The following is a 12,972-nucleotide window of genomic DNA, read 5'->3' as shown; positions in this document are numbered from 1 at the left end:
GTACCGGCGGCACATCGGCCGATAGCGCGTCGGCGAACGGCGCGCGCAGCCTCCACCGCAGCTGTTCCGGCCGAACACCGGAAGAGCGTCGTCACGAATCGACTCCCTCTGGACGAAGGCCATGACCCACGTACTCGACGCGCCCGCCCCCGTCCGGGGGGCGACGGTTTCAGCCTCCCGCTGGATGGCGGTTGGACCGTGCATGGTTGCCTGTGCCGGAGCGATCGGCGAGCTGGCATGGCCGAATTCTCATGCGCTGATGCTGGCGTTGACCGGTGCCGTCACCGCGGTTCAGGTCGGCGCGCTGCGGGCGTCGACCCGGGAGGCAGTGCCGTTGGCCGCCCTGGTGATCGCCGTTCTGAACTCGGTTGGCGCGGCCGGGTACTACTTCTTCGACGCGGTGGCCGACAAAGGCGACGCGTCGTCCAGGGTGCTGACCACCGACGCGGGAACGTACCGTGCCGCGGCGATCACGTTCGCCACGGCGAGCCTCTGCCTCTGGACGGGCGCCTTGGTGGCGGCCCGTCCGGGACGCCCCACCGCGATCCGCCTGCCCCGGCTGACCCGACCGGTGGGGAGCTGGGTCCTGCTGTCGACCGGCTCGGTCCCGATAGTCCTGCACGTCGTCGGGCAGGGATGGCACGAAGTCCTGATCCGTACCGGATATCAGACCGTCGGCGGCCCAGTGCTGCTGATCAAGGCCGGTTCGTTGCTGACCCCCATCGGCATGACTCTGGCGGCATTGGTGGTGTTCGACCCGAACCGGAAATCCGCACGATCCATCGGCGTCGCAATGCTGGTTGTCTATTTCGGGTTGGCGTTGTCCCGGGACACCCGTGGGATCGGCCTGTTGCCGGTCTGCCTGCTGATCGGGGCCTTCGCCACCGGGCGACGCATCCGGCGGCGGACCGTCCTGGTCACGGCCCTGGCCACGGCTTTCCTGTTCCAATTGCCGTTGGCCCTACGTGGCGATGCTGGGGATTCGGCCGGCCTGATCCCTTACGCCCACCAGTTGGCCCACGATCCTGGCTCGGCATTCGTGTCGGAGCCTTATTCGGTTTTGGGAAATCTGTTGTTCTCCGTGCCGCTGACCGGTGTAGTCGCCACCCAGGAGCACTTTCCCCGGAAAGCCCTGATCACCAGCCTCGATCCGCTGCCGGGCCAGTTCACGGACTGGGAGGACATCAAGAGCGGGTTGCGAGTGAACAGCGCGGTGCCCTTCAGCGGTCTCGGCGAACTTGCCTCGTCCGGTTACGGGTGGCTGGTCGCTGTATTCCTGTTGCTGGGCGCGGGACTCACCGCCGCGCAACGGGCGATCGCGGCGTTGCCTGGCCTTCGCTCCACCGGCGGATTTGTGGTCGGCAGCGCGCTGACCATTTTCCTTTCCGTAGGCCTGCTCGAGTACAACCTCCGTTCTGATCTTCGGTACTTCTGGGATCTGGGTGCGCTGGTTCTCCTGTTGCGTTGCTGGCCCACGTGTGGCCCGGACCCCAGCGCATCCTCGGCTCTCCCACCGCGCTCGGATTGGCAGGCGGGAAGATGATCTCTCGAGAAGCTGTCGTCCACGTGGCTGGTCACCGAGGATTGGTCGGATCGGCGATCTGGCGTCACCTGGTTGCGGCTGGGTTCTCGAACCTGGTCGGTGCTTACAGCTCTGAATTGGATCTGAGGGACCATCAGTCCGTCGAGTCCTGGTACCAGCGGATTCGTCCGGAGTACGTGGTACTGGCCGCGGCCCGGGTGGGCGGAATTCTGGCCAACAGCGCTCGACCGGCCGAGTTCCTGTCCGACAACCTGCGGATCCAGGTGAACGTGATGGATGCGGCAGCCCGGCTGGGCGTGCGGAAGTTGTTGTTCCTCGGCTCGAGTTGCATCTACCCGAAGAATGCGCTGCAGCCGATCGCCGAGGAGTGCCTGCTGACCGGTCCGCTCGAGGAGACCAATTCCGCCTACGCGCTGGCCAAGATCGCGGGCCTGCAACACGTTCAGGCGCTGCGCAAGCAGTATGCGTTGCCCTACATCAGCGCCATGCCCACGAACCTGTACGGGCCAGGGGACAACTTCGACCCGATCAGCAGCCACGTGCTGCCCGGGATGATCCGAAAGTTTCACGACGCTGCGACCAACGGTGCCGACCGGATCACGTTGTGGGGAACCGGTACCCCGCGTCGGGAGTTCCTGCACGTCGACGACTTGGCCCGGGCTTGTCTCGTGCTGCTGGATGACTACGACGGCGACCTGGCCATCAACATCGGGGTCGGCGCGGACCTGACGATCGCCGAACTGGCGCAGGAGGTGGGTCGGGTAGTCGGCTGGCGGGGCGAGATCGAGTGGGACGCCGACAAGCCCGACGGAACTCCCCGGAAGCTGTTGGATGTCAGGCGCATCGAACAACTGGGTTGGAAGCCGGAAATCTCCTTGCCGGACGGTCTGGAGTCGACCTACCGCTGGTTCCTGGGGAACGTCGCATGAGACGACTCATCGAGAAACATCGAGGCCAGCTCAGTGCGGGGCGTGCCGACGCGACGGCCGCCGCGCGCGTGCTGCTGGTGGGCATCAATTACTGGCCCGAGCCGACGGGTATCGGACCGTACACAACTGCCCTGGCCGAACACTTGGCGACGCGCGTGCAGTCCGTGGAAGTGGTCACGGGTCTGCCCACCTATCCCCACTGGTCGGTGCCGCCGGCTTACCGGCGCGGGCGGCTCTTCCGGGAGGAGCGCCGCCGGGTGGCGATCACTCGGGTCAAGCACTACGTGCCCGGGCAACCGGACGCCGCTCGCCGTGCCATGTATGAGGCATCCTTCCTGGCTCATGTTTGCTGCGTGCCTGTCCGGCACCGCCCGACAGTCGTAGTCGGGGTCAGTCCTGCGCTGGCCGGCGCAGCGGCCGCCGCCGCCATGTCCGCGCGGTACGGGGCAAGGTTGGTGCTGATCGTGCAGGACCTGGTCGGCCCCGCCTCGCTCCAGAGCGGCGTGACCGGAGGCCGTCGGTTGGCGGGTGTCGCCGCGCGGTCGGAGCAGTCGGTGCTGCGGCGGGCCGACGCACTGGTCGTCGTGAGCGATGACTTCCGTGCGACATTGGAGTCTTACGGAGTCCCGGGAAACCGGATTCACACCGTGCGCAACTGGGCTCGGGTGCCTGCGCCGCGGACGGATCGAGAACAGACCCGGACAAGTTTCGGCTGGTCCCAGGACGCGACCGTGATCCTCCACACCGGAAGCATGGGATTCAAGCAAGGTCTCGAGAACGTTGTCGAGGCCGCTCGACTTGCTCAGGGCGAGCCGCGCCTGCGCTGGGTGTTGATGGGGGATGGATCGCAGTTCGACCGCCTGCGCATTGCGGCTTCGGGGCTTCCCAATCTCGAGTTCCGCCCACTGTGCAGTGACGCGGACTACGGATCGGTCTTGGACGCGGCCGACATCCTGCTGTTGAACGAGCGCCCGAGCGTTGCGCAGATGAGTCTGCCGAGCAAGCTCACCAGTTACTTCTCGAGCGGCCGTCCGGTGGCCGCAGCGGTGCGCCCGGACAGCGCAACCGCGGCCGAATTGCGCTTGGCGGGCGCGCCCTCCCCGGTCGCCCCCAGCGATCCGGCGGCTTTGCTCCAGTTGATCCGTGAACTTGCGGCCTGCCCCGAAAGCTGCGCGGCATACGGCCGGTCGCAGCGCGACTTCGCCCTCCGGAATCTGAGCTTCGGACGGGCGATGCGTGACATGGAGGTGATTCTGTGTCCTTCGACGATCGCTACCCCGCTTACCTGACAGCATTTCCGGAAGAAAGGGAACACCTTCCTGCGCAGGAACAGTCGGCGCGGGTCGGCAACCGACCTCCGTTCCCGAGGCAACGAACCGGACGACCGGTCCGGAACGCCTCCTTCGCACGCGGCCGCCGTCGGCGTCTTACCGTGCGGATCCTTGTGGCGACACCAATCTGTGGGCTGGCGTGGCTGGTCGTGACGGGCGTGCCGGCTGCACGGAGCCTTGAGCACCTGCGCTCGGATGCCGTCGCCCTGCGCGCCGCCCTGGATCGCCGTGACGTGGCCGGTGCCGAAGCGACCCTGCAGCGAATGAGCCGCTCGGCTCGGCAGGCCCACCGACTCACCCGTGGTCCGGTTTGGGCAACGGCAGCGCGCATTCCCTGGCTGGGCTCGCCGTTGCGCTCGGTCCGAGGCATAGCGGATGCGGCGGACGGGACGACCACCGCCGCGTCACGTGCCCTGACTTCCGTCGGCGCGTTGGTCGGCCCGGGCCGGCTACGCGGGGCCGATGCCGGACTCCCGACTGCCGAACTGCAGCGCGTCATGCCGGTCCTCTCCGATGCGACTAAGGCGGTCTCGCAAGCTGCGGCCACGGTGGCCGGACTGCCCAGGCGCACCTGGTGGGGCACCGTGGACAACGCTCGGGCCCTGTTCGCGGACCGACTGGAGGACCTGCGAGCCGGGGCCGGGCAGATCAACACCGCCGCGCAGATCGCACCTGCGCTGCTGGGCGCAGGCGGGCCGCGCAGCTATTTCGTCGCCTTCCAGAACGACGCGGAAGCCCGGGGCACCGGTGGCCTTCCCGGGGCTTTCGGCATCATGGACGTGGCCGACGGCAAGATCCGATTCGAGAGCTTCTACACCGATGTCGCCCTGTCCGGCGTCACGGCGAACGTCGATCTCGGTCGGGACTACGACACCCTTTGGCGTGCCTCGGGAAGCGAACAGTTGTACGTGAACAGCAACCTGGGCCCGAATTTCCCCGACGCCGCACGGATCTGGCAGGCCATGTGGCAGGCCAAGACCGGTCGGCGACTCGACGGCGCAGTAGCCGTGGATCCGCAGGTTCTCAGTTATCTGCTGGCGACTGTCGGGCCCGCGACGTTGCCGGACGGTTCGAGCATATCCGCGGACAACGTCGTACAGCTGACGGAGAACACGGCTTACCTCCGATTCGGACCGGACATCACCGGGCGCAAGCGGTTCCTGGTCCAGGTGGCCGAGGCGGTCACCAAACGGATGGCTGACTCGCACGGCGACGGCTTGGGTCTGCTCACGGCGCTGGCCAGAGCGGTGCGCGATCGGCGTCTGCTGGTCTGGACCGCCGACCCTGCGGTCGAGTCGCAACTCCTGCGCCTGCCGGTCTCCGGCGCGGTGCCTGAGACGAGCGGCCCTTACGCCGGGCTCACCGTGGTGAACGACGGGGGCAACAAGCTCGATTACTACTTGGATCGGTCGTTGACCTGGGATGCGCGGCAGTGCCACGGCGTTCGCGTCGTGACGGTGACGATCGATCTTCGCAACTCGGTGCCGTCCGACGTGACCAGTCCTTTCGTGGTGGCACGCAGTGACTCGCACCCATATGCGGTCAGCTCTGGAGATAACCGAGTGCTGGTGTATTTCGCGGCCTCAGTGAACGGCAGGTTGACGGCCGCGACGCTCGATGGACGACCGCAATTCGTCGGCTCGGGCATGGAGCACGGCCATCCGATGTACAGCTTGGATGTCGAGTTGCCACGTCAGCGAACTCGACGGATCGTCCTGCACCTCGAGGAGCCCGCTACGCCGGGCACCCCCTTGGTTCCCCCCCAGCCCTTGGTCCGTCCGATGGCTGTGACGGTCCGTCAGGCCGGGTGCGCGCAGCAATCCGGGAAGCCGGCACCGTCCCGGGAAAACCCCGTCGCGCCAATCCCGGGACGGGGCTCGTTGAGCCGTCCGGCGGACGGTGCACCAAACCTCTCGCCCCGGGAAGTTGCTTCCAGTTGAATTTGATCGGTCGACTCACGAGGGTTTCGGGTCGCGCGGCCTACCGGCCACGCGCAGTACTCGGTGCCGGCGGACGCATCACGGGGGACCTATGACGCAACAACCTCTGGTCGGCGCCTCGGGCGTCGAGGTGCAACTGCCCGCTCCGCGTCGCCCCACGGTTTCCGTCGTCGTACCGCAACCGGACGCGTCGGCCCTCGGGCAGGTCGCAGCAGCGCAGGCCGAGTCGCTCGGGGCGCCCGCCGGCCGACGGCGGGACTGGCGGTCGGTGTATCGGTCGGCGACCATTGTCGCCGATAGTGCGGCGGCCGTGCTCGGGCTGAGCTTGGTCAGGTGGTCGGAACCGGACCTTGGGTGGCACTGGTTCGCCGTTGCTCTCGTGCCGACTGTGCTGGTCTGGATCGCGCTGGTGGCCGTGCACCACGGCTACCTGAGCCAAACGTTGGACCCCGGTGGCACTGGTCCGCGAGCCGTCCCGGTCGCGGCGGTCTGGCTGTTGGGGTTGCTGGCCGGTGGGCCCATCGTCGCCGATGTCCAGCCGCATCGCACCTGGCTGGCGGGGCTGCTGCTGGTCGTGTGCGCAAGCCTGGTCTGCCGTTGGCTGCTCCTGGGTTGGTTGCGCCGCGCCCGGGTGCGCGGCCGGTGCAGGCAGCGAACGATCCTGATCGGATCGGCGGAGACGGTGACTGACCGGGCGAGCAGATTGCGGACCGCGCCGGACCACGGGATCGAGATCGTCGGCTACTGCCTGTCGGACACCGCCGGGTTGGATGTCGAGATCGACGCCGATCCCGACGTACTGAGCGGTCGGGTCGAGGACCTCGAAGCGCTGCTCGCCGTGACCGGTCCGGACCTCGTAATGATCCTTCCCGGGTCGGGCCTCTCGGGTGAGCGATTGCGGCGGCTGGCCTGGCGGTTGGAGACCGCGGGCGTGGAATGGGTTGCTTGCGCAGGCATCACCGAGACTTTGCGCCACCGCGTCTCGGTCCGTTCGATCGGTCACGCTCCGATGGTTCAGGTCGCCGGAGTTCGCCTGTCCGGTCCGGCGCGCGTGCTCAAGGGCGGCTTCGACCGCCTGGGCTCCCTAGTCGGCCTGGTTCTCGTAGCGCCTCTGCTCGCCGTGGTGGGATTTGCGATCTGGAGCCACGACGGCGGTTCGCCGTTCTTCTGTCAGACCCGGGTCGGGCGTGGTGGCCGGCAGTTCCGCATTCTGAAGCTCCGCACGATGACCGTCGACGCGGAATCGCGCAAGGCCGAATTGCTGCATCACAACGAGAGCGGCGGCGTCCTGTTCAAGATCGTCCAGGACCCGCGGGTGACCCCGATCGGTCAAATCCTGCGGCGCTACTCGATCGATGAACTGCCTCAATTGCTCAATGTCCTGCGTGGCGAGATGTCATTGGTCGGTCCGCGTCCGCCCTTGCCGGAGGAGGTTTCGGAGTACTCCGCCGACATGCGTCGACGGTTGCTGGTAAGGCCGGGGATGACGGGTCTGTGGCAGGTGAGCGGTCGATCGAGCCTGACGTGGGCCCAGACCGAGATGCTGGACCTGAGATACGTCGAGAACTGGTCGTTGAGTTACGACCTGCTGATCCTGGCCCGGACCTTTCGGGCGGTTATTTCAGCGCGGGGCGCGTGCTGAGTGTCCTGCGCCGCTCGAACGGCCTAGCGGGAGATCCTCATGGTCCGCCGACACTAAACTCGGCTTCGGCTATGCGGAGGGGGTTCGCATGACGCGCAATGCGGTGGCGAACGACGTACCGGTTCTCGATCTCTCGCTGGCGCCAGGCGAGCGAGTTGCTTGGGGAAAACCCACCGCCGTCGTTTATCTCTGGGGAATCTGCGAAGTGCTGTTCCTCACCAACCCCCTCCAGATCAGCTCGCGGTTGCGCGTGGCTGTGCTGCGTGCGTTCGGGGCGCAGATCGGTCGGGGCGTGATCTTCCGACCGCGTAGCCGGGTGAAATTTCCCTGGAAACTGCACGTCGGCGACCGGTGCTGGATCGGCGAAGGCGTCTGGTTCCACAATCAGGACCACATTTATGTCGGGCATGACGTGGTTATCTCGCAGGAGACCATGTTGACCACGGGCAGCCACGCGCACCGACGGGACATGGCTCTGCTGACTCGTCCGATTCATGTCGAGGACGGCGTCTGGATCACCTCCCGCTGCATCGTGCTGGGCGGCTCCCGGATCGGACGTAGCTCGTTGGCGCGGCCGATGACCGTGGTGGACGGTGCGATTGCCGCCAACACCGTGGTTTCGGGCCCCGATTGTGTGAACCTCGGCCCGAGGTTCGCATCCCTCGCCGCGGGGCATCCGTGAGGATCGCCCACGTCGTCACCTACCTCTCGGTCGACGGCGCGTTCGGCGGTCCGATCTCGGTGGCGTTGGCTCAGGCCGAGGAGTTGGCCCGGCGCGGCCACGAGGTGGAGCTGTTGGCCGGGTGGGACGGACGTGCGGAACTGCCGGAATCGCTGGTGCACCACCGCTTGTTCCGGGTGCACCGAGTGGGCCCGGGTTTCGTCGGCCTCGCGTCCCCGCACCTCTGGTTGTACCTGCTGCGCAACCGTGACAGGTACGACGCCGTCCATATCCATCTGGGACGCGACCTGATCACCTTGGCTGCGGCGCGACTCGGGCTCGGCGGGGCCCGAAAGGTTGTGGTCCAGACGCACGGCATGATCATGCCAAGATCGCGAGCTGCGGTCCGGCTCGTCGATTGCTTGGCAACCCGGCGGGTTCTCGACGGCGCTGACACCGTGCTCGTGCTGACCGACGACGAACGCCGAGGCGTGGCGGGCTTGACGAGGGATCCGAGCCGCATACGTACCGTGGCCAATGGCGTTCCGTCGCCGGCCTGGACGCCGCGGTGTGAGGACGATGGTCGGCCGGTGGTGATGTTCCTGGCGCGGTTGCACCCCCGCAAACGAGTCCTGGCCTTCGCACGAATGGCCGCCCTGCTGGTGGCGGCCGGATGCCCGGCCGACTTCGAGATTATCGGGCCGGACCAAGGCGATTTGCCTGCGCTGCGCGCATACCTGGCGGAGCACGGCCTCGGTGGCCGTGTCCGCTACCGCGGGGTCGTCCCGCAGGGCGGTGCGCGGGCAGAGATGCAGCGAGCCTCGGTGTACGTGTTGCCCAGCGTCGGCGAGGTTTTCCCGATGACCGTCCTCGAAGCCATGTCCGCCGGGACCCCGGCAGTCCTGACCGCCGATTGCGGCATAGCGCAGGAACTGCGAGACCGAGGCGCCGCCACGGTCACCGACGGCAGTCCGGAGGCGCTCGCGTCGGCCGTCATCGCGCTTTTGGCCGACTCGGAATTCCGGGCCCGGCAGCTCGCCTGTGCCGACGAGGCGCTGCGCGACTGGCTCAGCGTCGAGGCGGTGGTGGACCGGTTGGAGACCGTCTACTGCGCCGCGCAGCGTAGTTGATGCCGATCGGCCGCGGGCATGATCGGACTTCTGAGTCTCGGCCTCGGTACGAGGGTCAGGAGGCGGTGCCCGTCGGGGAACTCGGCTGGGCGGCTTCCGCCGAGCGGCTCGACGGGATGGCGCAGGGCGTGGCCAGGGATGCGGTGTCAAGTGTCTTCGCAGCCGAGGCGTGGCCGGTTCGACTGCCCGCGTGCACCTTTCGTAGGCCGATCGCGGTGGCAGGCCAGACGCAGGTGACGAAGGCGATGGAGGAGGCGAGGACGGGTCCCGCGACGCCCACCCTGGCACAGAGCACGATCGAGAGCACGATGCTGGTCAAGGCCATCAAGGCGTGGCCCCAGGCTTGGACGCGGAAGCCGAACGCGTCGGTGAGGAGCATGCCGGACGGCAGGTGAGTCGCGATCACGACCAGGAGGAGGGCAAACGCGACGGCGAGTCCCCGGTCGGCCGTTACCTGCCCGTGGGTCATCAAAGCGGTCGCCCATGGGATGAAAAGTACGAGCAAGGCGGCCATCGGGGCGACGCCGGCGGCGAACCAGAGGGTGGTTCGGCCCAGGTCGGTCAAGCCGGTCCGCCCCTCGCGGCGACGCTGCGCGAATTTGGGCCACAGCGCCATGCCCGCCGAAGTCACGAGGCCGATACCCAGGCCCTGCAGGGAGGCCGCCGCGCTGTAGCGGGCGACGGCCACCGTGCCCAGCATGTGACTGATCACGATCCGGTCGGTGTGATAGGTCAGCGGGCATGCGAGCGAGACCACCATCATTCCGCGCGCCACCGAGTGTGTGACCCGACCGGACGACCGGAACCGACAAACGGCGAGCAAGTCCCCGATGGGCACGTTCAGTGCCCGGGCGCCGAGCCGACAGGCCAGAACGGCGCCGGGCAACGGCGTGGCCATCAGCGTCAGGACGTACCAGTAGGGATTGGTCGTCCATTGAGGGAGCGCACAAAGAATCGCGATGTTGACGACCGGACTGATCGCCTGGAGACAGATGACCTCACGATTTCGGCCGGCGCCCAGGGCCAGGGAATATCCCAGCCCGAGCGGTAGCGAAACGGCGAAGAGGACTATTCCGGCCGTGGCACTGGCCTCGAGTGCATTATCGGCCGGGAACTTGAGCAGCACGTGCCACAGGCGCATCGCCCCCAGCGCTATCGCCGCGAGACACAGCAAGAGACAGTTGCGCACCAGAATCCGGAAGCTTCTGCCGAACGTCTGCAAAACCTCGGCCTTGCGGCCGCCGGCGCTGTTGACCACGTCGGCGCCGACACCGAGATTGGCGAACGGCAGAAGGGCCGGCAGGCTCGTGATTATCGACACCGATCCGTATCCGGAAGGACCCAGACTGACGACCTGGATTCGGGCGGAGATCAACCCGCTGATGCCCCAGATGGGCACGGTGATCAGTTGGGCGAGAAGCGCCCCGCCAGACGCGCGGGTGAGCTCGTCCGACAGGAAGGGTCGTGCCGGCCGGACCAGCGCCGAACGAGCGTCGGTCGAGTGCACGGTCGTCCTCAACTCTCGAGAGCAAGCGAGCGGGTGCTCCGTCCCGCCGCGGAGCACGGGCCGAGCGTAGTTGTTCTGTGCAGACGTTCCGGGCTGATTGATCCGCCTGAGTGAGCGTTCGCCGTGCCCGCTCGCCCATCTGCGGCGTGGTCCACCACTGCGCGTCGAGGTACGGCCCGCCGCGGTACCGCGGAGATTGTCAGGCGTGGCTGCGGGCTGCGGGGATCATCGCGGCCGCCGCCCGGACCAGCCGACCGGACAGCGCGTCGTCCAGCTTCTGGCGGTCGTGGTCCACCATCAACGTAGCGAGGGCACGCCAGTCCGTCCGAGCTTGCCAACCCAGCTCGCGTTCGGCCTTCGAGGCGTCACCGATCAGTGCAGCGACTTCGCTGGGGCGCTCGTAGGCGGCGTCGTAACGGACGTACCGCTCCCAGTCCAGTTCGGCCGCGGCGAATGCAACCGCGCAGAAGTCGCGGACACTGGCCGCCTTCCCAGTTGCAAGGACGTAGTCGGAGGGTTGGTCCTGCTGCAGCATCCGCCACATGCCTTCGACGTACTCCGCGGCGTAACCCCAGTCACGGACGGCGTCCAGATTGCCGAGGTAGAGGGCATCCTGGAGGCCGGCCGCGATCATCGCGACGCCGCGGGTGATCTTGCGGGTCACGAAGGTCTCGCCGCGCCGGGGGCTCTCGTGGTTGAACAGAATGCCGTTCGCGGCGTACATGTCGTAGGCCTCGCGATAATTGACCACAGCCCAGTAGGCGTAGAGCTTCGCGATGGCGTAGGGAGACCGCGGGTGGAACGGGGTCTGCTCATTCTGCGGCGGCGGTGTCGAACCGTAAAGCTCGGAGCTCGAGGCCTGATAGAAGCGCGTCTCGATCCCGGCGTTGCGGATCGCCTCCAACAAGCGGATCGTGCCGATCGCGGTCACGTCGCCGGTGTACTCCGGCATTTCGAAACTCACCCGGACATGGCTCTGCGCGCCAAGGTTGTAAACCTCGTGGGGCGTGACCGTCCGAAGCAGGTTGACCAGCCCGCCGCCTTCGGTCAGGTCGCCGTAGTGCAGGAACAGCCGGCGGTGCGCGTCGTGCGGGTCTTGGTAGACGTCGTCGAGGCGTTCGGTGTTGAACGTGGAGGCTCGGCGGATCAGACCGTGGACCTCGTAACCCTTGGCCAGCAGAAGCTCGGCCAGGTACGAGCCGTCCTGTCCGGTGATACCAGTGATCAACGCTATCCGGCTCATCGATTCCCCCGAACGCAACGGCGAGCGTGTACTTGGCTGCATCCGGAGCGTAGGTCGGCAGGCGGCACAATCCGGAGCGGATTGATCCAAAAGGGTGATCGGCCCACAGATCGGACAATCAGGCCAAAAATAAGCGGCCGTGGGCGCGCGGATCAGGCACCCACGAAGCCTGCGACGTAGTAGGGGACAGGACGAGCGAATCAGTCGCTGACGGTCCGGCGGCGTCGGCGGACGGTCAACAGCACACCGCCGGCGATCAGCGCCGCACCTGCCCCGCCGATCCCGGCCACCTTGGCGCCGGTGCTCGGCAGCGGCCCGTCGTCGTCGTAACCGGGGTCGCCGGGCTCGTAGCACGAGTCGGTCGCGTCGTCGCTGTAGGCGTCGTCGTATGCGGGGTCGTCGGTGGGTCCGCTGTCGTCGCAGTAGCCGCCGCCGCCGAAGCCACCGTGCTCGTGGTGGAACCGGTGGTGATGGTGATGGTGGTCGCCGCCGCCGCCCCCTCCCCCTCCCCCGCCGCAGCCCCGGACGAACAGTTCGGCAGAGGCGGAGTCGCCGGTGGTGCCGGTGCCGGTGATCGTGTGCCGTTGGCCGCACCAGTCTTCGGGGATGGTGATCTGGAGGGTGAACCTCCCGGTCGGGCCGTCGGGGACGTTGGCGAAGTGCACCGGGACCGAGTGGCCGTCGATGGACACGATCTCGTTCGGCACGTAACCGAAGCCGCGCACTCCGTCGTTCTCACCGGCGAACGGGTTCGGGTTGCTGACGACCAGCGTCGGGTTGTGGACGTAGGGCGCGGCGAACGCGGTCCCCGTGCCGAGCGCTACGACGCTGGTCAGCCCCAACGCGGCGCCGCAGGCCACCACGCCTGTTTTGAGCTTCATGCCGATTTCCTCCCCAGCTGTGGCGCCCGAAACGCTTGGACGCCTCTCCCCGCCGTGAATCGTAGGGATTCGGGTCGGCCCGGAAAATGTGCAGGACACACCTCTTCGTCATGCCGATTGGCGTGATCAACTGAACGTTCCGGCACGTCAGAAATCGAGGCAGCC

Annotated in this window: 10 protein-coding genes; 7 read left to right on the top strand and 3 right to left on the bottom strand. The window is 67.3% G+C overall.

Annotation, left to right across the window (positions count from 1 at the left end; all coding sequences use genetic code 11):
• Window positions 1-184: 184 nt before the first annotated feature.
• From VHU88_21620 to VHU88_21590, 7 genes are all read left to right on the top strand, one after another.
• Window positions 185-1,543 carry a hypothetical protein gene (locus VHU88_21620; GenBank protein HEX3614299.1) on the top strand — a complete coding sequence of 453 codons (1,359 nt, stop codon included), beginning with the start codon at window positions 185-187 and terminating at the stop codon, window positions 1,541-1,543.
• Window positions 1,540-2,472 (top strand): GDP-L-fucose synthase, encoded by a 933-nt coding sequence (locus VHU88_21615; protein ID HEX3614298.1) that lies wholly within the window; start codon window positions 1,540-1,542, stop codon window positions 2,470-2,472. Before VHU88_21620 ends, VHU88_21615 begins: the two co-directional genes overlap by 4 nt.
• Window positions 2,469-3,761: a glycosyltransferase gene (locus tag VHU88_21610; protein ID HEX3614297.1), complete on the top strand. Its 1,293-nt coding sequence runs from the start codon at window positions 2,469-2,471 to the stop codon at window positions 3,759-3,761. The genes VHU88_21615 and VHU88_21610 overlap by 4 nt, the downstream gene beginning before the upstream one ends.
• A 200-nt stretch (window positions 3,762-3,961) precedes the next feature.
• Complete coding sequence (locus VHU88_21605) at window positions 3,962-5,743, top strand: DUF4012 domain-containing protein (GenBank protein ID HEX3614296.1); 1,782 nt, start codon at window positions 3,962-3,964, stop codon at window positions 5,741-5,743.
• Window positions 5,744-5,834: 91 nt separating this feature from the next.
• The gene (locus VHU88_21600) at window positions 5,835-7,385 is read left to right on the top strand and encodes a sugar transferase (protein ID HEX3614295.1); all 1,551 of its coding nucleotides are present in this window, start codon (window positions 5,835-5,837) and stop codon (window positions 7,383-7,385) included.
• A gap of 88 nt (window positions 7,386-7,473) precedes the next feature.
• Entirely contained in the window at window positions 7,474-8,067 is a 594-nt protein-coding gene (locus tag VHU88_21595; GenBank protein HEX3614294.1) for a hypothetical protein, read from the top strand.
• Window positions 8,064-9,176 (top strand): glycosyltransferase, encoded by a 1,113-nt coding sequence (locus VHU88_21590; GenBank protein ID HEX3614293.1) that lies wholly within the window; start codon window positions 8,064-8,066, stop codon window positions 9,174-9,176. Before VHU88_21595 ends, VHU88_21590 begins: the two co-directional genes overlap by 4 nt.
• Before the next feature lie 55 nt (window positions 9,177-9,231).
• Here the strand turns inward: VHU88_21590 and VHU88_21585 are convergent, their stop codons facing one another.
• From VHU88_21585 to VHU88_21575, 3 genes are all read right to left on the bottom strand, one after another.
• On the bottom strand, window positions 9,232-10,695 hold the full coding sequence (locus tag VHU88_21585; GenBank protein ID HEX3614292.1) for an oligosaccharide flippase family protein: 1,464 nt from the start codon (window positions 10,693-10,695) through the stop codon (window positions 9,232-9,234).
• A gap of 187 nt (window positions 10,696-10,882) precedes the next feature.
• Window positions 10,883-11,926 carry a GDP-mannose 4,6-dehydratase gene (gene gmd / locus VHU88_21580; protein HEX3614291.1) on the bottom strand — a complete coding sequence of 348 codons (1,044 nt, stop codon included), beginning with the start codon at window positions 11,924-11,926 and terminating at the stop codon, window positions 10,883-10,885.
• A gap of 200 nt (window positions 11,927-12,126) precedes the next feature.
• Entirely contained in the window at window positions 12,127-12,807 is a 681-nt protein-coding gene (locus tag VHU88_21575; protein ID HEX3614290.1) for an LPXTG cell wall anchor domain-containing protein, read from the bottom strand.
• Between the last annotated feature and the right edge of the window lie 165 nt (window positions 12,808-12,972).

Source organism: Sporichthyaceae bacterium (assembly GCA_036269075.1).
Lineage (GTDB): Bacteria > Actinomycetota > Actinomycetes > Sporichthyales > Sporichthyaceae > DASQPJ01.
Note: the sequence above shows the minus strand (reverse complement) of the source record. Positions and strands in the feature narration are given on the sequence as shown.

Coding starts and splice junctions, on each gene's coding strand:
- VHU88_21610 (HEX3614297.1), top strand. CDS start 2,469: ATGAGACGACTCATCGAGAAACATCGAGGCCAGCTCAGTGCGGGGCGT.
- VHU88_21620 (HEX3614299.1), top strand. CDS start 185: ATGGCGGTTGGACCGTGCATGGTTGCCTGTGCCGGAGCGATCGGCGAG.
- VHU88_21600 (HEX3614295.1), top strand. CDS start 5,835: ATGACGCAACAACCTCTGGTCGGCGCCTCGGGCGTCGAGGTGCAACTG.
- VHU88_21595 (HEX3614294.1), top strand. CDS start 7,474: ATGACGCGCAATGCGGTGGCGAACGACGTACCGGTTCTCGATCTCTCG.
- VHU88_21615 (HEX3614298.1), top strand. CDS start 1,540: ATGATCTCTCGAGAAGCTGTCGTCCACGTGGCTGGTCACCGAGGATTG.
- VHU88_21575 (HEX3614290.1), bottom strand. CDS start 12,807: ATGAAGCTCAAAACAGGCGTGGTGGCCTGCGGCGCCGCGTTGGGGCTG.
- gmd (HEX3614291.1), bottom strand. CDS start 11,926: ATGAGCCGGATAGCGTTGATCACTGGTATCACCGGACAGGACGGCTCG.